Genomic DNA, 21,208 nt, shown 5'->3' with positions numbered 1-21,208 from the left:
ATTTAATCGTTCGATTGAACATCTATTCTAGTTTCAACTCCTACTGGCTCTATCAGGTTTTCTTCAGGTGTAAACTCATCAATAAGCGTAATTATAACTGCTGCCGCAGGCACTGCAAGCAGCACACCAATAAATCCAAATAGCTTACCCATTACCAAAAATGTCACAATCACCATTACTGGATGGATATTAACTTGCTGACCCATCACTAAAGGCTGAACAACATGGGCATCTATTTGATTCATTAAAAAGAAAAGTATTAACACAAATACTAGTTTTAGCGGTGAAATACTCAATGCTACTAATGCTGGTAAAAAAGCACCAATGATCGAACCAAAGTAAGGAATTATTTCAAATAATCCTGCAATAATACCAAATGTTAGAGCTGACGGAATCCCCAAAATCAAAAGTCCAAATGTTGCCCCAGCACCCAGAAATATCATCGCTATTCCTGTACCAAAAATCCAGCCTCGCAATCTTGTCTCGCAAGCCTTAAGGATTCGTTTAAACCGTTGATGATGTCGCCTTGGTACTAATCTTAAAATCCCTTTCACTAAGGAATTAGGATCGTAAGCCATGTAAAGCGCTAAAATTAACGTCGCTACCAACTCAACGGTTAAATTTAAAGCTTCACCTAAGAAAACAGGTACTCCTCCTAGTAACTGGTTGGTTAAATTTCGTAATTGTATTAGTGCTTGGGAAATGTCAGGAATAAAAGTGAATTTCTGACGCAGTTGCTCAACATCTCCTGTCAATCTATTGAGATAAGTTGGTAATGTTTTGATTAATTTCTGAGATTCAAATGTCACACTAGGTAAAACTACAGTAGCTAATACCACAACAAATCCGATGATTAATCCAATTAGTAGCAAAACAGCAACATCCTGTGATTTGACTAACTTTTGCAAAAACCTTAATAGCGTTCTTAAAATTAAAGCAATCAATGCTGCAACAACTAAAAGTTCTAATACTGGTAAAAGTTGATATAAGATGTAGAGTGCTGCTGCTAACATTACTGCCAATGGCGCACCACGAGTTAACTGCGACCATCCATTCTCTGTATCTCTGAGATTTGCCATTACTATCACTTATTCTTCTGTTTTAATTTTCCAAATTTAGTGCCTGGGATAGCATAGGATTTTTCTTTTTAAAGGTAGCTGTAAGCCCGATCACCACAAGTATAGTTTTTCTCTCCTGTTTGTGACCATATAGTCAAGTCAGTTTTAATTCGCTCAGATATTTTACTCCCTAGCTTTACTTTTATTCTATTTATCCTCAGAGAGGTCTAGACATTCAAGTCATCTTTCTTGAGAAGGAAGTTTAACTATTTTGTGCGTCTGTATGAAAAAGATAATTTCTCAATTTACCTAATAGTCGTTTTTCCTTTGACGAACCCAACGGGCTGAATCTCAAAATTATCGCCTCTAGGAAAGGCGACTTTTGCTTCCGTAGGATGGTAAAAATTGAAAGATTGTAATCGGCTTTGATCTGGTTGTCACAGCCACCGAATCTAGCATTAATGAAGCGGCTGGTGCTTTTGAAGAACTAGGTGCCAAGGTTGAAACCGTACAGACGGATCTTGCCAAATACAATGGAGTCGAAACCCTCTATAACCAAATTCAAGCTATTGGAAGCCCATTGGAAGCGATCGCCATTAATGCCGGAGTTAGGTTCAGTTAAGGGCTACTGTCAAAAATTTTGGGTTTTTGAGACGCGATAAATCGCCGTCTCTACAAGTGTTTTGGTCTTATCTGAACTGTATTGAGTTAAAATCGACTAAAATTGAATAGCTAAATAGCAGTTAATACTTTGTAATGAATCCCTACGCTATCCTTAATCAGACCAAACTTCAGCGTGTTAGTGATGGCATAACCCGATCTCTACTAGAAAATTGCGAAACTGCCTCACATATCCTTATTTTAGTCTGGCCACAACTTGGGGATTTTGATAGTCTTGAATATGCGTGGTGGTTACAGCGCGAAGCTAAAAAATTGCCTTCTGAAAAACTCGCTATTCGTGCAGTCGGAATTGGCGATCGCGCTTCTGGAACAAAATTCTGTGAATATACAGGATTTTCACCCGAAAATTTATTTGTTGAACCTAATGCAGAACTACATCAACAACTCAAACTTTATTCAGGTCTGAATCTCCCTGTCCCTGGAATTTCCCCTACTCAGAAAGCTTGGCTAAATCTACTGTTCATGTGTGCAGGGTTTGGAAGTCCTGGAACCCTAAGAGAAGTTTTTCGAGGATATAGGGGCGATCGTCAAGCCCCTCAACTCATTGAAGATGATGAAATTATTCAAGGTACTCCTCTACCTGCCTTTAAAGGCTCATTTTTCCAATTAGCTGGTGGAATTGGGTTTCAACGTCCCTTTGAATTAGCTACTCTACGGCTACGGAATATGGTGGAAGTTCTGAGCAATTGGCATACTTATGTACCTAATTCTGCCTACTTAACTCAGCGTGGTGGAACTTTTCTGTTTGATACCCAAGGCCAGTTACTTTACGAACATCGAGATCCAGGAATTTTGGGCTTTGCGGCTAATATGAGTCAGCCCCTATCATTTTTATCCCTTATCGAAACAGATAGCTTTACCTCAATTGATAATTGATAATTCATAATTGCTATTTCAATAAAATCTAACATAACAAAGTTGTGAAATTGAAGGCTTTTGTGTCTATTTGCCCCATAACAGATGTACATTATCTGGTTGCCTGTTGTAGTTAACTATCTTCATATTTAATACAAGTACTTTTATTACTTTTGCTCTCTTCAAGTTTGTGAAGTATGAACTATATGGTTACTCAATTTAAGTATTAAATAAAATCATTACCAATAGTTTAGGAAAAGCAAAGACGTGAACCGTTTCAAAAAGCTATCCTCAATTGTGTTCTTGCTATTAGCTTTTATTTATCCACCTGGTTTGGCTGAAGCCAAGGATAACACTCTCAATAATGTTCTCAATGAACAGGCTCTTGACGCACAGACAAAATTAGTTGGAGAGCAAAGTGAAGAGCTTTTGTTAGCTCACCGAAGGACTCGACGACGTTATCATAGACGGCAACGGACTGGAAAATATTATTATCAACGCCAGAGGAATCGACGACATTATTATAGACGGCGCTATCGCTCTGTAAATTATCACGGACAACCATATCGTCATGGAGAATGGGAACTTGTGCGCGATCGTCATGGACGATTAATATATGATTGGCAGCGTTAATAGTAAACTTTACAGCCAATTTTGCCAGAGAATCTTTATGTGTAAATCCTAACTTAAGCAGACTTGTTCGAGACAAAATAGTGGGTATTGCCCATGTATATTTTTAGTCATTAATTGTTCCATCAGGCATGACTGCACCACGCAGATTTGCACCCGTCAGATTTGTACTACTCATTTCTGCTCTGATCAAATTTGCCTTACTTAAATTAGCACCAGTCAAGTCTGTCCTGGCAAGATAGGCATCAACCAAGTCTGTTTCTGTGAGGTTAGCCTGACGCAGGTTAGCCCGACTTAAATCAACTCTATTTAGCCTTGCAAAACTTAGGTTTACTCCACTCATCTGACATCTAGTCAGTTTAGCATCTGCCATAATTGCACCATACAAATTAACACCTGTAAGTTCGGCATCAATGAGGTTTGAACGTTCCAATCTAGCGTTCATCAAGTTAGCACCTTTCAAATTAGCACCCCCGATGTTAGTATCTGCCAGAGATGCATTATGCAAAATCGCTTCACTCAAATTGGCATCACTCAAATCGGCATAACGTAGCGTTGCCTCACTCAAGTTAGCACCACTCAAATCAACTTTAGATAAGTCTACACCAGTTAAATCAGCGCCCCGCAGATCAGCCTTATGAAGATTAGCACCCCGTAGACTAGCAGAGTACATTCTCTTTTCTTCTCGCAGGTTAGCCCCACGCAGGCACGCACCAGTTAAATTTGCACCACTCAAATCTGCACCACGTAAATCGGCATTCATCAAGTTAGTATCTAACATATATGCCAAAGTTAAATTTGCATTACGCAAATCAGCACCCTGCAAAGTTGCACCATGTAAATTAGCATCATGCAAGTTGGCGCTGATTAAACTTGCCTGATTTAGGTTCGCACCACTTAGCTTTGTACAAACTAGGTTTGCGTGATTCAGAATTCCCCGACTTAGATAGCTAAAAATTAGGATAGCATTACCCAAATCTGCTTTATTCAAAGCTATGCCAATCAAGTCTGCACCAAACAAGTTTATTCCATTTAAGTTGACCTCAATAAATTTTGTTTCTCCATTCTCATAGCGCTTTAGAAGTTCATTGGCATCCATATTTTTTCCTATCAATTACCACAAATATTTAAATTTTGCTTGGATTAAAAATAATCAAAATTTACCATTATTCTTTGGGAGGAGGTGCTATAAATTGACAGGTATTACCATCATCATTGAGTCCAATTTTATGATAAGGATTAACTGGTGTTTTCGTTTCTGGAGATGGATCTTTGTTGAACGGATTATATCCATTGGCGCTGGGTGATATATCGCCATATAAAGCTCGCATAGATTGGATAATTGCACTAGCTGCTTGAATATTTTCATCCGGCTTCCCTAGAGATATAACAGCACTATTTAATTTAGATTCAAGCTCTCTAAGAGTTGGACAGATATTAAATAATCTCAGCAATAAATCATCAAGTTTTTGAGTCTTCAGTTTCAACCAGTCTTCTTCATTGAAAGTAAATTTTTTGTCAAGTGCAGAAAATAGAACTATTTTAGCCCTAAGTGGGTTAGTATACTTCATAATATTTTGCCGTAAATCGAACTGATTATATTGATATTTGATTTGACTGTTTGGAGATTTATCTATAGAATTTAATGATATTGGTTCCTCTTTTCGAGGTTGATTTAATAATATTCCTGTTGATTCTTCTGGACGAAGTTGATTTAATAATATTCCTGTTGCTTCTTCAGGTGCTATATATAGCTTCTGCATTTGATGAAAAATAACATTGGCAATTATGGCGTATTCAGCTTGTTTGTTAAGAGTTTTTACAACTTCAGATAAACTATAATTTAAGTTGTTGGTAGTAGGATTCAATCTAAATAATTCTTGAATTAATTCTTGTAATTTAAACCTATCTAGCGTCTCTTCATCATTCTCCCAAATATTTTTACAAGCAGAGTATATTAATTTTTTAATCCGTTTCGAGTTTTCATGCTGTTCTAAATGTTTAGTTACTGCATCGAGACTAGATATAGTTTTCATCGGCAAATCTCCAGCACAAGTATTAAATAGGAACAAATGATAAAGCTAACCTTTTCAACGTGACTCGTAAAATCTTTTTCTTGGAACATTATCTGTGTCGCAAGTGGCTTATAAGTTATTTATTTAACCGCAGAGGCACAGCAGAAAGCCTGAGAGCAGGCATCAGATTTTCTAAAATAGAAAAGAGATTTAGAGAGGAATTCACTTTTGATAATTTCTACTCACTTTGAAAGGGCTGGTCTTATGTTATACCCTTTTTATCTAGCTTGTGTAGTCATGTCGAAGCACTTTGCCTAGGGTTGGTACAAGGTAAGGATGCCTACAGTTTCAAGACAATCTCAAGTAATACCGCATCCATTGACGACATCCGCAATTGCCGAAAGCCCTGCTGATGTGGGCTATTAGAGTTATGAGTGGCGTGTTGGTGGTAAATCTGGCGCGAAGTCGCATAAATTGCCTGAAAAAAGGCTAATCATCTAGCTCAAACTCTAAATTAGCTGTTTTAGTAGGTAGCTGCTGATATTGTCGCTATTTTAAGCACAAGCTCCGGTTGTATAAATATTCTAATTATTTGAGCCAGGTTCCCATCGCTTACACTGGCTTGTTATATTACAGTTACTAGCTATGTATTACTTATATTAGTATTGGTTGACAAGTTGTTGGACATATTGCTTGGACGAGCCATAGCTTACGATCGCTACATCAAGATCAGCATACTTGTAAAGGTTCAAGGCACGTTGGATTGCTCCAATAATCCAATCGGTTTCGTTGCCAAATGCTCCACCGCCGAGAAGCGTAAGAAACAATCTGTTGTTTCCATTTCTGATCGAATTCAAGATTGCAGTACAAATAGTTGCCTCATAGGATGCCTCTAAAACAAGGCGTGCAAATTCCGTCCAAAGATTTGAGGAATGACGAGAGTAGTTAACTGGCAAGGCAGAGCAATAAGCTTGTGAGACCGTATGCTTGGAATCATTGAGTGTTACTTGCGTACTCCATTGAATGCCGATTCGTAATAATTCTCGCAATCTATCAAGTTCACTCTCGCTTGCTGTTCGAAGTCGATTTGAAATCTCGACCAAACCGCTATGTGATGCCAAAGCATAGCCATTTCTCATTTCCCAAAGACGGCTTTTGGAATTTCCCAATGCTACTCCCATATCTGCAAGACAATCGATTTGGTTTGTTGTTGATTGTCCGGTTTGCCCATTTACGGTTGCAAAGTAGTTTCGATAAATCGTTCCTGCACCAGCCGCGATCGCACAGGCTGGGCCCTGGGTAGAATCATTCCCATAAATCCCTACACCACTCTCAGGCGTTACATTTGGAGATACCATTTCAAGTAGATTAAACTGGGAAGCTACTTGAAAAAGCGAATCAGCATTCGATTCATTTATGTGCAAATGCTGGACATTGGCAACTATTTCGCGTACCGATATTTTTCCAACCTCATATCCACTCGAATGGACACGTTCTCTGAGTTCGGCTAAAGACGGTGTTTCCAACTGACCGCAAACCATTACTTTCCCATTCACATGAGATTTCAATACCTTACCGTCAACAGTGATATTCTGCCAAACCTGTTGTGGGGACTCTTCAGGAAAACCGATCAATGTTTCAAACCACGTCATTGGATAAAATCAAACGACATACATAACTATTTATTGTACGGAAAGTTTTCGTATAATTTTTTTCTTTTTGAAGGACTTGCCAAACGTGATAGACTTGTCCAGCGATCGCTCTTATGACTAATATCCACAAAAGACTGCACCAAACAATCTACTAAATGCGACACGCCCTTTTTCAAAAAAGAAAGCTCTTGGTCGGGGGAATAACTGTTGAGTATTGACTTTCAAGTAGCCGTACTAGGTGTTTGAGGAACTGGCTTGATTAAGAAGGTCAATAGCATCTTGGTCGAGCTTTATATTGACAGCTTTGATAATATCGTTGAGTTGCTCAACCTTTGTTGCACTAACAATAGGAGCAGTAATGCTGGGATTAGCAATGAGCCACGCCAGAGAAACTTGGGTGGGAGTAAAATTATAAGTCGTTGCCACCCGATCAATTGCCTCTAGAATTCGCAAGCCACGAGGGTTTAAATATCTTTTTACAGAATTACCACGAAGACTAATAGACAAATCTTTTTCTGAGCGATATTTACCAGAAAGAAAACCACTGCACAGAGAGGAATAGTTAATCACGCCAATTTCCTGTTCTTGGGAAATTTGTTGTAAATCCTGTTCATAACCATCTCGGTCATACAAGTTATAACGGGGTTGAAGGCTTTCGTAGCGAGGATAGCCATGCTGACGGCTAATTTCTAATGCCTGTGCCAAACGCTCTGCACTATAGTTTGAAGCACCAATCGCACGTACTTTACCCTGACGAATCAATTCTGCGTAGGTTTCAAGGGTTTCTTCAAGTGGAGTGTTTTCATCGTCGATATGCGATTGATATAGATCGATATAATCGGTTTGTAATCTCTGCAATGAGTCTTCCACAGCTTGTTGAATGTGTTTACGAGAAAGCCCTTGACCTCTAACACCCATATCGTTGCCAACCTTAGTTGCAATTACCACTTGGTCACGATGACCGCGCTGCTTGAGCCATTTTCCTAAAATTGTCTCAGACTCTCCACCTTGATTTCCTGGAACCCACTTGGAATAGACATCAGCTGTGTCAATAAAATTACCTCCAGCCTCTATGAAACTATCTAAAATCTCAAATGAACTATTTTCATCAATAGTCCAGCCAAATACGTTGCCACCAAAAGATATTGGTGATACTTCTAGTTCCGAACGTCCAAGTTTACGCCTTTGTGTAATGACCATGAGTTTTTTCTTACGACAGTTTTAGAATTACTTGTGCTGACTCAAATTAAAAATACAGTATGCTATTAAAACTACTATAAAACTATTGATAAACCGTATTTTCAAGAGATGAACGTAGGTTATCACGGAAAATCATGTCAAATCAAGTCTTCTTATCGTTGAGTATTCTTAAGCATACTTGTTTTAAACATTACCGCCTATTTGGTCTGTGTTAACAGTGTTGGCAATATAGCAATCCTACTCAATACTTGTCGGGTTTTGGGTTAAAAGGGAAAAACCTTATATATCAAGTCTTCCACTCCTTTCTCCTTTAACCGAACAGTATTGCAATCCTACTTATTAAACATCTATAGCGGTTCCCGATCTGGTAAGGTGCGTTTTCAAAGCTACTAACCTTGCTAACAAAGATTTGGGTGTACCTCAGTTGCTTAGGAAACGCTATAAGGAATGGGGATTCACTCGAACTCCAGACATTAGCCCATCGTAGACATCGCTCAATAACGTTACAATAACTAATTGTTACTAATTAAACGGTAATTTACTTATGAGTCAACTTGAAAAGATTCAAGCTGAGTATGAAAAGTTTACTGAAGAATTTGAGAGTGTAATCATTAGCACCGTAAACGCCCAAGCAATACCCAATGCTAGTTATGCTCCCTTTGTAATGGATAATTCCAAAAACATCTACATTTATGTTAGTGGTCTTTCAACTCATACTAAAAATCTCTATACCAATCCTCATGTAAGTGTCTTATTTATCGAGGATGAAGCCAAGAGTAATCTAATTTTTGCCCGTCGTCGTTTGAGTTTTGATTGTACGGCAACTTTGATAGAGCGTGAAACTGACAAGTGGAATCAAATTGTTGAGCAATTTCAAGGGCGATTTGGTGAAATTATCGAGGTTTTGCGCGGCTTGTCTGACTTTCGGATTTTTCAGCTAACTCCTAGTGAAGGGCGTTTTGTAGTTGGTTTTGGGGCAGCCTATCATATTAGTGGCGATAACCTCCATCAACTTGTTCAGATCACAGGAGATAGTAATCAAAAATAAAAAATGAATTATGAATTAGTTTAACTGTATACAAATTAAATATGAATAGCTTAGGACACAAAAATTTTACTTACTCTGATATTTATCGGTAAGCTTGACTTTATACCTCTTAATTTTGCCTTCGGGTAAAGTGCTATTAAACTATACTTTTTAATTTTATGCTTCAGTTTCAACCTCCTGGCTTTGGACATAAACTTATCCATACATCCTTGGGGGCAATGGTTTACTATACCCAAACGAATACACCTTGGGCGTTCGCTGATACTGAAGATTTACCTCCACTACTGTTTCTCCATAACTTTGGTGGTGGGGCATCTGCGTATGAATGGTCTAAAGTTTACCCGGCTTTTGCCTCTGATTACCACATTTTAGCTCCCGATCTAATCGGCTGGGGAGAATCGGCTCATCCAGTCCGGGATTATAAAATTAGGGATTATCTCAGCACGATCGCAGAGTTTATCATCGAAACTTGTCGCCAGCCGGTGACGGTGGTAGCCTCTTCTCTAACAGCCGCTTTTGCTATCCGCCTAGCTATTGTTCAACCCAATTTATTCAAAGCACTGTTTTTGGTTTCCCCATCTGGATTTGATGATTTTGGGCAGGGTGCTGGACGCAGACTTCCGCTTTCGGTAATCAATACGCCTCTGTTGGACAATTTTATTTATATGCTTGGTGCTGAAAATGAAATTGCAGTCCGAAATTTTTTACAAAGTTTTCTGTTTGCTAAGTCAGAACGAGTATCTCAAGAAATAGTGGATGCTTATTTAACCTCTGCACAACAACCTAATGCCAAATTTTCCGCCTTAGCATTTTTACGGGGCGATCTTTACTTTGATCTGAGTTTATATATTCAGCAACTGACAATTCCCACTGTGATGTTTTGGGGAGAGAAGGCACAATTTACCAATATTAAACTAGGACGACGCTTGGCAAATTTAAATCAAAGGGCAATTCAAGATTTTTATGCGATCGCAGATGCAGGAATATTACCTCATTTAGAAATACCAGAAGTTGTCATTGGTCTATTGCAACGATATCTTCGGTAACTGGGGATTGGGGACTGGGACTGGGGATTGGGGATTGGGTACTGGGGACTGGGGAAGACGAGGGGGATGAGGGAGACAAATGACAAATGACAAATGACTACTTAGAGAGTAAATGTGCATTTAATGCTTTGGTGATGCGATCGCCAGAAGCTTCTAAGTGGGCTAGGGTGTAAATATCAAGGCTTTCACCCTCCGGGTGATGCTCCTTCTCCTGCAAAGACGCTAGGGCGAATGTCGCTAACGCTGCACTAACGCCAGTCGCTTCAAGGGAGGGAACACCGCCAACGCGTTGCTCGCTAAGTTGTTTGATTCTGACATCAATGGCTTTTTGCAGTTGGCGCAATTCATACCAAGCCAATGTCCGGCCATCTTCAGGTGTATCGGTAGTACCCAACATCATCTCTAGCAAAATATTCAGATATTCCCGTTGCAATGAACGACGAATGCTAGAAATTGGCTTTAGTTCTCCTGGGGTTAAGACTTCTGCCCAGATGCCTGTTTGCAGGGTATCGAACAGTTCCGGGATAGAAAGTGCTTCCCCAGGCAGAGTTTTTAATTCTATATCTTGTAAACGATTGAGGCGATCGCTGTCTAATAGCGATCGCAGCACCGTACTTTGAAACTTCAAAATATTTTCGTGAATTGGATAATCAAGGCGGTTGTTAGGTACAGAACTACCCCAATGTTCCCAGCGTGACGGCGCTAGTTTATTGAGCAATTGTGGTGAAAAACTGAAAGCATTCTCAGAAAATGCATACTCTTGCAATTTTGTCAATGCCTCGCGTTGTTTTAAAAGTGAAACAGGTACAAATGTCCAAGAAGCATTATCACTAGTATGGAGACGCAGAAACGATTGTCCACCAATATATTTAGAAAGCAAGGTGGCGTTCCGAAAATAATATTTAAGCACTCTATTGAATGAGACGCGCAGGTTACTATAGCTTTCTCCTTTTGATAGATAACCCTTATCAAGGCGCTGCCACATAACGCGGGCATTATCCATTTGCCACTGCGAATAAAGTAGCACATCACTACTCATATCCCAAACATTCGCCAAAGGATTAATGTCCCAGATATCCTCATCAGTTGCATAAGACAATTCTGGTTGAGGCGACGCTAGTGCAATCTGCTCTAAAAAACTTTTTTCTGATTCTGGAATTATCCCCTCAAGCGCTGCTGATGGGCTTGTTTTATAACCATACTCAATTGCCCATTCGTCATAAGGCCCAACAACTCCTGGAAAATAGTCACCTTGCTGTACTCCCTGCGGTGCTATATTCACCGGTAGATAGTCCATTACCGAACCCACTAAGCCTTTAGTGTGAGTGATTTCAGTATTATTTAATTCTTCAGGTGCTAACATTGTGCTGCCATGAAAGTTGTGGCGCAAACCGAGAGTATGCCCGACTTCGTGAGCAATGAGAGAACGCAAATATTGATGCACATACTCCTTCATCGTTTCACTACTGGCTGTAGTATTTGGCAAAATTGACAACCCCAGCGCTCCCATCGCAGCTTGATTTGAAGACTCCATACCATAGCAGAACTCAGAGTCCGCTAGAAGAGAATTATTAACTCCTGGCTTTTGGCTTCCCCAAAGGGCTTGACATGGGTTTTTGCCCACTAAAGATGGATTTACTTCCATCAATGCGTGATATTCTTGCTGAATTGATAGCACCATATTGGCATCTACCATAATGTCTGCATCCAATATTTCCCCAGTGAATGGGTTGACGCGCATTGGGCCTTTAGCAAAACCTGCATCCAAAGAGTTGAACCAGCGAATAGTATTGTAATGTACATCTGCCGGCTGCCAATCAGCATCATCTGGCATTTGCTGCACTTCAATAGCATTTTGAAATCCAGCTTTTTCAAATGCTTTGTTCCACATCAAAACACCTTCACGAATCGCATCGCGGTACTCTAGTGGTACAGCATTTTCAATCCAATACACTATTGGCTTTTTAGGTGGAGATAAGGGAACATTCGGATCGGATGGCTCTAGATGCCAACGATTGATGTAACGTACAAATGATTCATGAGGATTCTTATTAGATAAATCTTGAAAAGCAGTAATAAAATATCCCACTCTATCATCAGCAAGTCTGGGAATATAATCATTGTTCTCTCTAAGTTGAGAAAAACTGTAATGTACCTTGAGAGTGAGCGCCCTACTATCAGGTACGGTAACTAAATTTGCTCCTTCTAATGATGAAAAATCGTAAATAGAATCAATCTCTATATTTTCTGAGAAGCTGTTAACATCACCAAAATATGACTTGTGTGCATCCAAGTGGTAATCAGCCTGTAAAGAGTATTTCAAAATGGTAGTTAATCCAGGTAAATCCTGCATTAGCAGTTCATTCAGGTTGATCAGGATATTCTCATTCTGTGGATCGATATTGGCTATTTCGAGTGAATAAAGAACAGAGTCGCTAAATGAACGAGCAAGCGATCGCTGTTCTGGACTACTTTCTGCACGAAATTTCACATTTCGCACCACAAAATGCAATCTATTGTTTACTCGTTGGAAGTAAAAGATAAAATCAGAAAGAGGTAATCCACTATAAATTCCACTTTCCCCAACGCCCGATTCTAATGTCGCTATAGCTAGGTAGTCTTTATTTAGCTGTTCTGGTTTAATTTCTAAGTAAATTTTTCCCGAATTATCAGTGCAATAAAGTGTGAAGAGTCCTTCTACTTTATTTATCCCTTTGACAACCTCATTAAATCGGCAAAAATTTTCCTTTCTATTTTTAGCAATATCGTTGTCAGTATTTGCTAAGTTTTCAACTGCTGGGAGTGCATTTACTTGCTGTGCATCAATATTTGAAAGTTGATTTGCTCCTGCATAATCACTACAGATGAACAAGTTATACAGTAATACTATAAAGATTGCTAATTTCCCGATCCAGTATTTCATCCTTTGGCTTTCCAGGTGAAGCAGTTCTCGTATTGAGGAAAAAATGTGGATTAATTTGTCCTCTGCAAGCCCTTCAAATATCTAGGGATTACGGTATAAATCCACTGATTCAGACAATATCTCTAGCCTAAAAGTCCTGTAACTATTGATTGTTTTTAGTAGGTCTTTGGGAACTATCTATCTCTTTGGACAGATAATTTTTATAACTAAAGATATATGTTTTTTTAAACTCTATCTGTATTAAAAACCAAATGTAGCATTAAAAATGTATTTAGTGCTACATTTGGCAGGCGAAGGAATCTTAAGCAAGATTTATAAACAAAGAGTAAAACTTCTAAAAAAGCTCTGATTAAACAGTTAAATACTTTTTTCAGATGAATTAGGGAAATTTATGGTGAGCCTAACCGTTTACTCACATGGTTAATTGCTTCTTTTCAATCTCTTAAAAGCGGTATCCCAACAAAAAATCAGCTTTTTTACCTAGTTTATGCTGTTTCGCCAGGTTGAGGAAGATTGTTTTGATTTGTTTGGGGAGCCAGGAGATGGGATAGAGCAGTCTAGCCAACTACAAACTGATTTGGAATGGTTTGCTGTAATTTTGTGTAGTAGCAAAAGTAAGTACCCAATTTTTCCCACATCAGTGGTGTCAAAATCAAGCAATACATGAAAAATATCGTGGGTGGCTAAATATCGCAGAGTAAATAGATTAGTTTGGCAATGTCTTCATAGTTCCGGGCTGATATTTAAGGGATTTAGTTGATTTTTAACCAAATCATTGGCATATTATCCTCCAAAGTAGCCTTGACTATATTGGCTTAATTGGTTCAAATAATATTCCACTACTGATTGCAATTTGGAGGCAAGCCTGGATAAAATTAAGTACCAAAATAATCATATTTTAGAATGGCAATATCAACCCAATTTACTGAGTTTTTGTCAGCTATAATTGCTTAGATTTGTGGGAGTTTTTTAGCATCATGATTTTCCTGATTAGATTGACAAAACTTGATAATAATTAGGTGTATACCTTTATCCTATTTGTCATACAACACGGTTTAGTTAGCGCCAAGACCCTTAAACTGAGTAGATTTGGTTGAGGAACTAAACCTAACATCTCTGGGGTTTTGTTGGGTTGCGCTTTGCTTAACCCAATCTATAATTTTTATTGATAATACTGAGATTTAGCCCTTTATCCTATTTGGAATAACAATTTAATTGGTTTAGCAGTGGCTCTCTATCGCTTATTATGTAAACTCTCTAGGGAAAGGCAGTACTGCTCATTGCTCTTGCACATAGACGAATACAAATATCTATTTATCTAACAAACTACCTCCTCCGCAAGGTTTAGAAAGTCTTTCTTTTTTCTAACGGAGTTATGCCTTTTGCTAGAAGGATAATTACTCTTTTATAGTTAATGTTTATTTGTACTCAAAAAATAAGTGAATTGGCATGATAAATTTGATTTCTAGAAAGATTGGTCACATCAGTTCCGTGCTTAAAGGACTTCAGGTAACACGTTTTTTGGCTGTTGTCTTAGTTGGTTTTCTCGTGCTGACGACGAATGTTACTTATGGGCAGAATGACAAAGCCTTAAAGGAGAGAGTTCGCGAACAGGTACAGCAAGATGATGCTCAAAGACCGAAAACAGTAGGGGAGTGGTATAAAGACGCTCGTGAAACAGAAGGCTCTCCTGGTGAACGACTTCAAAAGATTGGAGAACAGTCAGCAGAAGCCTTTAAACAATTTGGTTCTGGGTATGTAGAGGGGGCTAAGGAAACTGCTAATGATGTAGGGAACAGTGCAGCACAGACAGGCAAAAATATCTCTAACCAAGTTCGACGCTAAGAGGTTGTTTGAAAAGTGTTTCACTGTAACTTTAGGCACTTTTAAATCCCCCTAATGCCCTTAAATAACGAATTCTAATACTTGGATAACGCCTTTACCCTTGCTGGTAAAAGATTGTAGCGTTTTTCAGGTGCATAAAATATAGGTCTTTAGTAGGGGCGTACAGCTAGCTGTACGCCCCTACTGCGTGTTACATCTAAAAAAATCGCTAATTTTGAGAAGCGTAGGTGGCGTAGCAATACTTCTTGCTTTGTGCATTTTTAACTCGGAATCGGGTTTGGGTTAAAGGTTTTTGCTTTCCCTTTTCCCCAAAACCCGAGAAGTATTCCACTCCAAAATCCAGATGAATACCAGATAAGAAATAACTTTAAGTAATATTTAGGCACTTTGCATAAATAAAGTGAACTATTAAGGCAGTCATTTATTATTTGCAAGTAGTAAAAAACACTTGATGTGTAAGCATCAGCAGCTTACCGTAGTAGAAAGAAAAGAGTTATGTTTATTTATACCCACTTATCTAAATCTTATAAAACAATCAAGTATCTTTTTTTACTAAAAATTGAACATTTTAATAACAGTTAAGTAACTGTTGAATAACTGTTTTAAAACATGAAACAATGGGGGGATAGTTAAGGAAGTAAAGAAAAAAACAGATAGATGATTAGCAATATGAAGCAATCTAAGAGTACGCGAAAGCGAGGAATTGTCCTAACGATCGCTGGATTGAAGCGTTTACAAGCGGCGATTCTGGCTATGGAAAAGGTTCAAAACAATGGCAATCACTTCACTCTAGAAGATTTAGGCGATCGCATGAATGTTTCAACCAAAACTCTGAACCGATTATGGTCGTTGAATACAGGCGTGGATCAAAAAACCTTGAAATTGTGCTTTAGCGCCTTTAACCTAGAATTACACAGGGAAGACTACACAATTTTGAGTGAACCGAATAATACTGTAGTCTCTCCAACTCAATTGTCGAGTTTAGATACAGGAGAGAAGAAATTATCTCCGCCTTTATCCTTAGAATCATTTGTTACTCAGCACCACAATCAACTCGAAAATCTTTGGTCATACCCAGATGGCCCCGTAGCTCTAGATTCCCCCTTCTATGTCGAACGTCCTCCCATTGAAGAACTAGTTTATCGAGAAATAATTCAACCAGGCTGTGTGATCCGAATTCGAGCACCAAGAGAGATGGGAAAAACATCTCTTGTGTTGCGGCTATTGGCTTTTGCCCAGATGCAAGGTTATCGCGCTGTGAACCTGAATTGCAAGCAAATGGATGCAACCTGTCTGACAGACTTAAACAAGTTTTTGCGTTCTTTTTGCTGGCAAATTGCAACAGAATTAGGCATAGACCCCAAGCTAGATGAAAACTGGGATGAGGAAATAGGCTGTAAGTTAAGTTGCAGTTTATACTTACAATCATACTTACTGAAGCAGAGTAAAAGTCCAGTAGTTTTAGTGTTAAATGAGGTTGACCACTTTTTTGAATATCCTCAAATTGCTCAGGAGTTCTTTGGTTTGTTACGCTCTTGGTATGAAGAAGCGCGACAAGATGCTAACTTGCAGAAGCTTAGGCTACTGGTGGTTTATTCCACAGAAGTTTACGTATCTCTGGATATCAACCGTTCCCCATTTAATATTGGACTACCGATCCGTCTGCCAGAATTTACTAAGCATCAAGTAGAGTATTTGGCCCAACGACATGGGCTAGACTGGACTTCTCAGAACGAGGTTACGCAACTGATGTCTCTAGTGGGAGGACATCCAGCGCTAATTCGGATTGCTCTGTATTATATATGCTGTCAAGGAATCACCTTAGAGGAAGTAATACATGAAGCGATCGCTAACGGCGGTATCTACCGTTATCATTTATGGCGACACTGGGCAATTCTGCAAGAAAATTCTAGTTTGGTAAAGGCATATATTGAAGTTGTTAGCTCAAAGCAAAGCGTTTCTTTGAATCCCATTGATGCTCATAAACTCGAAAGCTTGGGATTAATCACTTATGAAGGCGATCGCATCCTACCGCGTTGCCAACTCTACCGCGCTTACTTTAAAAAACAACTAGGTGTTGCTGAATTTGAATATAAATCATTGCAAAAACGTGCTTGAAAAACTATCAGGTACATTTTCTCTCACGCTTCAATGCTTACCGAAATTATGGGCGGAGTTTTTCTTTGCTCAGATTTATCTGGAGCGTGAGCTTTTTTATCTTGAATTAGCAACACCAAGAACTATCTACATTTTTAAATGATGGCGGCTGGAAAAGATTTTAAACTAATTAACTAGCTGACCAATAAAGTTGATAATCCTCGATAAAAAAAGATCCATTATTGGAAGACATTTTGAAAAAGAAGTAATAATCTCCTGGCTCCCAAATACTAAATTCTTGTTCTTGTTCTTGAACAGTAGCTGTCGAGCCACCGTTGGGAATAGTCATGCTAGCAGTTTGTGTTCTGTTCTGCGCTTTGATCAGAAAAACTTCCAGTAGGCAAAAACCCTGTAGTTCGGCAGAATAACGAATTTTGAAGCGGATTTTCCCTCCATCTCGGAGAGTATTTTGAATAAAAAATTGTTCAGTTTGAATAAGATTACCAGACAGTTTAATATCTTTATCTTGTGTTAAGATATAGGTATGTTTTTGCTCTAATGAACTCACTAATTTTTCTCCTTAAAAAGAATCAACTCTATTGAGATAATTGCATTTTTGACAAATAATTTTTACTGTCACGTTGTATTTTGCCGTCATCGCAAACAAAATGCAATGACAGATAAGACAGTTAAGAAAATAATTAAAAAATTGATTGCAACAAACAAAAATAATTGAAATTGGCAACAAATTTTAAACGTATAGACTACATCTAGGGCAAGGAGCAAGGTGTGGTATCAATACTTTTCGGGTTTTGGGGGAAAGGGGAAAGGGAAAGGGTTTGAATTTCCCTTTCCCCATTGCCCTTTAACCCTTCCCCAGACCAAAAGAGAGATTATTGGGTTTAACCGAAAAGTATTGGGTGTGGTATAGTCTCTTAATTTGAAAACTACTGTAAGTGTTAACTAAATAGTTGTGACCTGACCCAATACTTGTCGGTTAAGGGCAAAAGGGGAAAGGGGAAAGGGGAAAGAAAAAACCTTTAACCTTTACCCTTTAACCTTTTCCCCAAACCCAATTCCGAGTTAAAAATCCAAAACCCGAGCAGTATTGCGACCTGACCAAGATTGCCAAAACTCCATGTTGCCAGTCCTACCACTTGCTGTATCGACAGATTTGGCATTTTCTCTGACACTATTCTTGTCCACTGTTTGAGGTACTCATTTTTTAGCATTTGAGCCTCTGTTTCACTCTTTGAGTCTGCTTTTATTTTCTGACTTTGTGAATGAATACTCACACTCTTGTAAAAAACCTACACCTGTCAGGCAGGGGGCAAGGGGGAGATAAAAATTACCTCTTTCCCCTCTGCTCCCTTGCCTCTTTATTTCCATTCGCCTTGTAGAGTGAAAGGTGCCCAGTAATAGGGTGCGGCATATTTTTGAGTGCGCCATATTTCTATTTGTGCTGTCCGCAAAGCTGCTGCTGGCTTTAATCCTTCTTGCAGCATCTTTTTGTAAAATACCTTCATAAGTTCAGATGTTGCCTGGTCATCTACACTCCACAGGCTAACTACGACTCGCGGGCTGCCTGCATACATAAACCCTCTGGTTAACCCTACCAACCCTTCTCCCTTAACTTCTTCTCCCAGTCCGGTTTTACAGGCGCTGAGTACTACCAGTTCTGCTTGCAGGTTGAGGTTGAAGATATCGTGCAAGCGCAAAAAGCCATTTTGTGGCATTCCCTTGTCGTCAAATAACGATAACACCACTCCTGATAATTCTGGATGCTTGCTGTTGAGAATGCCATGCGTGGCGAAATGGATGATGCGATATTGACTCAAATTTTCGCTGCTTGCAGTTGTACGACTAGCGTTAAAATCAAAGGCTTGCTTGCGATCGCTAATTGGTACAAGAGAAAGAATTTGCTCGGCTTCTTGACGTGTAAAGCGCAGACGTTCAAAGCTAATGTCTGAGTCTTGGGCGGATCTGGTTAAAGCCAGGTTGTCTAAATTGCTCTCTGGCGCAGGTAAGCGAGACACTTGTGCTTTATTTTGGAGACGCTCATCATCACTATTAAAAATCGGATCTGCCAATACAACTAGGGTTTTAGGAGCAGATTTACGTCCTTTGTGTTCGCTTCTGAGGATAGCTAATGTAGATGCTGAAGGGAGAGTAATGATTTCGTGGTTGAGCAGTAATGGTTCATAATTGCGACTGCTACCTGTTGTGAGGACAGCAAATGGCACATATTGCAAAGCACCATCGCTGGCGATCGCTAAACGCTTCTTTTGCAGTTGCTGGGCTACTGGTGCAAGTATTTGTTGAGATAGAACATCTAGAGACGGACTATGCTTTAAATATGGGGTAGTGATTTCTTGACGGAACTTTTGCACTGTAGCTTCAATATCTGCACGCTTGGGTAGTTCATAACTGGTGATACTCTTATTAGTAACTGCCCAAAGATAACTGCGCTTTTCCCCCAAAGAATATTCTAAAAGCAGAGTGTTTTCATCAAGTACTTGCTGTTGAATTTGCACGAGTGAGAGAGGCTGAGGTTGAGTCAGCGCTGCATAACGCGGACTAGTGGCACGAATTTGTGCCTGGACTTGTTTATACTGTTCTAGAAGTACCTCGGTGTCTTCTTCTAAAGCTTGCACCTGCGCTTCGGTATGCTTACCGCCTAATAGTTGTATCCGACGTTTTTCTAAAACATCGAGTTGTTGCTGCAAGTTACGTTCTTGAGCAAGTAACTTTGGCTCTACACCTTGGCGAATATCAGCGTTGGCTTCTGCAAGTAGTTCCAAAAGACTGCGGGCGCGGGCGCGTTCGCTGGCTTGCAGTGCTAAAGCATCATATCCTTGAGATGGTTGCTGTTTGTGTAACTGCATCAGCAAGTCGACATAAAACTCATAATAATTCTGCACTGTGGCAAAATAGGAAGTGCGGAGTTCCTGAGAGTCAATTTTGATACGAAGGTCTTCAACAATTTTGATGACTCTCTCTATCTGAGTCAGGGCAGACTGAAAATTGCCTGCGTCGTGTTGAACAAAAGCGATGTTATAGAGTGTACGTGCTTCCCTTGCCTTGTTCCCTGTCTGTTGATATAGCAGCAAAGATTGGCTGTAATAATCTAGCGCCTTTTGGTGTTCTCCTAAATTTGAGTAAGCTTTGCCAATATTGTTTAGAGCAGTTGCTATCCCTCCTTTGTCTCCCGCCTGTTGGTATAAAGACAGGGCTTGGCTAAAGTATGAGAGTGCTTTTTGCTGTTCTGCTAACTCTAAATAAACTGTGCCAATATTGCTCAGAGCAGTTGGTATTCCTTCTTTCTCTGCGTCTTTAGCCTGTTGGTATAAAGACAGGGCTTGGCTGAAGTATGAGAGTGCTTTTTGCTTCTCTCCTAAATCTAAGTAGACTTTGCCAATGTTGTTCAAAGTAGTCGCTATCCCTGCCTTGTTTCCCACCTGTCGTTTGAGAGACAGCGATTGGTTGTAGTAATCCAACGCCTTTTGCTTTTCTCCGAGGAAATGGTAGACAGAGCCGATATTATTGAGGCTAATAGCTTCACCATTTTTGTCTCCCACTTGTCGCCTTAAAGATATGGATTGGTTGTAGTAATCCAGCGCCTTTTGCTTTTCTGCTAACTCTGAGTAGATTTTGCCAATGTTATTCAGCGTAGTACCTTGGGCTTGTTTGTCCCCCACTTGTTCAGATAGAGGTAAGGATTGCTTGTAATAATCCAGTGCCTTCTGCTTTTCTCCTAAATTTGAGTAGATTTTGCCAATATAAACGAGGGTGTCAGCTTCTAAAGAGCGTAGGTTTTGCCCATTGGAGCGATCGCTCGCCTGACGATATAGTAAAAGTGCTTGCTCAAATTTTGCGATCGCTTTTAACAGAGATTCTGCTGTTCCTTGCTGATATAGTTGCTTCCCTTCTTGATATGCAAGTTTAGCAACAGCCAGAGTTGCATCTGGCGAACTTGTCTGCGTCATCTGTGCAACATTTACCGGCTGCTGTCTAGCAATCGCCACATTTGATTCTGAAAATAACAAAATACTGCTAAAAAGAATAATACTGCGACCTGTTATCAAGGGCAGAAATTGCCATTGTCTTGAGTCACATATCTTAAATTGAGTCATATACATCTGCGGTTTCTATAGCTTA

The 21,208-nt window shown here is 39.4% G+C and carries 16 protein-coding genes; 8 read left to right on the top strand and 8 right to left on the bottom strand.

Annotation, left to right across the window (positions count from 1 at the left end; genetic code table 11):
- Window positions 1-2 precede the first annotated feature (2 nt).
- Entirely contained in the window at window positions 3-1,079 is a 1,077-nt protein-coding gene (locus H6G86_RS19860) for an AI-2E family transporter (protein WP_190935737.1), read from the bottom strand.
- Window positions 1,080-1,591: 512 nt separating this feature from the next.
- On the opposite strand from H6G86_RS19860, the gene H6G86_RS39575 reads away from it, so the two are divergent.
- The 3 genes from H6G86_RS39575 (at window position 1,592) to H6G86_RS19850 (ending at window position 3,227) form a co-directional block, all read left to right on the top strand.
- The gene (locus H6G86_RS39575; RefSeq protein WP_277883644.1) at window positions 1,592-1,720 is read left to right on the top strand and encodes a hypothetical protein; all 129 of its coding nucleotides are present in this window, start codon (window positions 1,592-1,594) and stop codon (window positions 1,718-1,720) included.
- 94 nt (window positions 1,721-1,814) lie between these two features.
- Window positions 1,815-2,615, top strand: a complete 801-nt coding sequence (locus H6G86_RS19855) for a peroxiredoxin-like family protein (protein WP_190935736.1) — start codon at window positions 1,815-1,817, stop codon at window positions 2,613-2,615.
- Window positions 2,616-2,861: 246 nt separating this feature from the next.
- Window positions 2,862-3,227, top strand: a complete 366-nt coding sequence (locus tag H6G86_RS19850; protein ID WP_147262594.1) for a hypothetical protein — start codon at window positions 2,862-2,864, stop codon at window positions 3,225-3,227.
- Between the two features lie 103 nt (window positions 3,228-3,330).
- Here the strand turns inward: H6G86_RS19850 and H6G86_RS19845 are convergent, their stop codons facing one another.
- The 4 genes from H6G86_RS19845 to H6G86_RS19830 form a co-directional block, all read right to left on the bottom strand.
- A complete protein-coding gene (locus H6G86_RS19845) occupies window positions 3,331-4,323 on the bottom strand; it encodes a pentapeptide repeat-containing protein (RefSeq protein ID WP_190935735.1) in 993 nt (330 codons plus the stop codon).
- Between the two features lie 67 nt (window positions 4,324-4,390).
- Window positions 4,391-5,260 (bottom strand): hypothetical protein, encoded by an 870-nt coding sequence (locus tag H6G86_RS19840; protein ID WP_190935734.1) that lies wholly within the window; start codon window positions 5,258-5,260, stop codon window positions 4,391-4,393.
- 638 nt (window positions 5,261-5,898) lie between these two features.
- Window positions 5,899-6,891, bottom strand: a complete 993-nt coding sequence (locus H6G86_RS19835; protein ID WP_190935733.1) for a hypothetical protein — start codon at window positions 6,889-6,891, stop codon at window positions 5,899-5,901.
- A 234-nt stretch (window positions 6,892-7,125) separates the two neighbouring features.
- On the bottom strand, window positions 7,126-8,091 hold the full coding sequence (locus H6G86_RS19830) for an aldo/keto reductase (RefSeq protein ID WP_190935732.1): 966 nt from the start codon (window positions 8,089-8,091) through the stop codon (window positions 7,126-7,128).
- A gap of 544 nt (window positions 8,092-8,635) precedes the next feature.
- Here H6G86_RS19830 and H6G86_RS19825 point away from each other — a divergent pair.
- Window positions 8,636-9,139 carry a HugZ family pyridoxamine 5'-phosphate oxidase gene (locus H6G86_RS19825; protein ID WP_190935731.1) on the top strand — a complete coding sequence of 168 codons (504 nt, stop codon included), beginning with the start codon at window positions 8,636-8,638 and terminating at the stop codon, window positions 9,137-9,139.
- Between the two features lie 158 nt (window positions 9,140-9,297).
- Entirely contained in the window at window positions 9,298-10,185 is an 888-nt protein-coding gene (locus H6G86_RS19820; RefSeq protein ID WP_190935730.1) for an alpha/beta fold hydrolase, read from the top strand.
- Window positions 10,186-10,282: 97 nt separating this feature from the next.
- Here the strand turns inward: H6G86_RS19820 and H6G86_RS19815 are convergent, their stop codons facing one another.
- Window positions 10,283-13,108, bottom strand: a complete 2,826-nt coding sequence (locus H6G86_RS19815) for a zinc-dependent metalloprotease (RefSeq protein WP_242064868.1) — start codon at window positions 13,106-13,108, stop codon at window positions 10,283-10,285.
- A 487-nt stretch (window positions 13,109-13,595) separates the two neighbouring features.
- Between H6G86_RS19815 and H6G86_RS19810 the strand changes: the two genes are divergently transcribed.
- The 3 genes from H6G86_RS19810 to H6G86_RS19800 all read left to right on the top strand — a co-directional run bounded on the left by H6G86_RS19810 (window position 13,596) and on the right by H6G86_RS19800 (window position 17,071).
- Window positions 13,596-13,775, top strand: a complete 180-nt coding sequence (locus H6G86_RS19810; RefSeq protein ID WP_190935729.1) for a hypothetical protein — start codon at window positions 13,596-13,598, stop codon at window positions 13,773-13,775.
- 782 nt (window positions 13,776-14,557) lie between these two features.
- Window positions 14,558-14,953 (top strand): hypothetical protein, encoded by a 396-nt coding sequence (locus H6G86_RS19805; protein WP_190935728.1) that lies wholly within the window; start codon window positions 14,558-14,560, stop codon window positions 14,951-14,953.
- Between the two features lie 669 nt (window positions 14,954-15,622).
- Window positions 15,623-17,071 (top strand): AAA-like domain-containing protein, encoded by a 1,449-nt coding sequence (locus tag H6G86_RS19800; protein ID WP_190935727.1) that lies wholly within the window; start codon window positions 15,623-15,625, stop codon window positions 17,069-17,071.
- A gap of 169 nt (window positions 17,072-17,240) precedes the next feature.
- Here H6G86_RS19800 and H6G86_RS19795 read toward each other — a convergent pair whose 3' ends face one another.
- On the bottom strand, window positions 17,241-17,618 hold the full coding sequence (locus H6G86_RS19795; protein ID WP_190935726.1) for a hypothetical protein: 378 nt from the start codon (window positions 17,616-17,618) through the stop codon (window positions 17,241-17,243).
- 811 nt (window positions 17,619-18,429) lie between these two features.
- Window positions 18,430-21,183, bottom strand: a complete 2,754-nt coding sequence (locus tag H6G86_RS19785; protein ID WP_190935724.1) for a CHAT domain-containing tetratricopeptide repeat protein — start codon at window positions 21,181-21,183, stop codon at window positions 18,430-18,432.
- Between the last annotated feature and the right edge of the window lie 25 nt (window positions 21,184-21,208).

The organism is Nostoc sp. FACHB-133, from assembly GCF_014698055.1.
In the GTDB taxonomy this organism is placed as follows: Bacteria; Cyanobacteriota; Cyanobacteriia; order Cyanobacteriales; family Nostocaceae; genus Nostoc.
The sequence above is the reverse complement of the archived record's forward strand: the minus strand, read 5'-3'. Positions and strand labels throughout refer to the sequence as shown.

Excerpts from the sequence above, each read along its gene's own strand:
- H6G86_RS19820 (WP_190935730.1), top strand. The coding sequence starts at position 9,298 with ATGCTTCAGTTTCAACCTCCTGGCTTTGGACATAAACTTATCCATACA.
- H6G86_RS19830 (WP_190935732.1), bottom strand. The coding sequence starts at position 8,091 with ATGGTCATTACACAAAGGCGTAAACTTGGACGTTCGGAACTAGAAGTA.
- H6G86_RS19785 (WP_190935724.1), bottom strand. The coding sequence starts at position 21,183 with ATGACTCAATTTAAGATATGTGACTCAAGACAATGGCAATTTCTGCCC.
- H6G86_RS19825 (WP_190935731.1), top strand. The coding sequence starts at position 8,636 with ATGAGTCAACTTGAAAAGATTCAAGCTGAGTATGAAAAGTTTACTGAA.
- H6G86_RS19810 (WP_190935729.1), top strand. The coding sequence starts at position 13,596 with ATGCTGTTTCGCCAGGTTGAGGAAGATTGTTTTGATTTGTTTGGGGAG.
- H6G86_RS19860 (WP_190935737.1), bottom strand. The coding sequence starts at position 1,079 with ATGGCAAATCTCAGAGATACAGAGAATGGATGGTCGCAGTTAACTCGT.
- H6G86_RS19840 (WP_190935734.1), bottom strand. The coding sequence starts at position 5,260 with ATGAAAACTATATCTAGTCTCGATGCAGTAACTAAACATTTAGAACAG.
- H6G86_RS19855 (WP_190935736.1), top strand. The coding sequence starts at position 1,815 with ATGAATCCCTACGCTATCCTTAATCAGACCAAACTTCAGCGTGTTAGT.
- H6G86_RS39575 (WP_277883644.1), top strand. The coding sequence starts at position 1,592 with ATGGAGTCGAAACCCTCTATAACCAAATTCAAGCTATTGGAAGCCCAT.
- H6G86_RS19805 (WP_190935728.1), top strand. The coding sequence starts at position 14,558 with ATGATAAATTTGATTTCTAGAAAGATTGGTCACATCAGTTCCGTGCTT.
- H6G86_RS19835 (WP_190935733.1), bottom strand. The coding sequence starts at position 6,891 with ATGACGTGGTTTGAAACATTGATCGGTTTTCCTGAAGAGTCCCCACAA.
- H6G86_RS19800 (WP_190935727.1), top strand. The coding sequence starts at position 15,623 with ATGAAGCAATCTAAGAGTACGCGAAAGCGAGGAATTGTCCTAACGATC.
- H6G86_RS19845 (WP_190935735.1), bottom strand. The coding sequence starts at position 4,323 with ATGGATGCCAATGAACTTCTAAAGCGCTATGAGAATGGAGAAACAAAA.
- H6G86_RS19815 (WP_242064868.1), bottom strand. The coding sequence starts at position 13,108 with ATGAAATACTGGATCGGGAAATTAGCAATCTTTATAGTATTACTGTAT.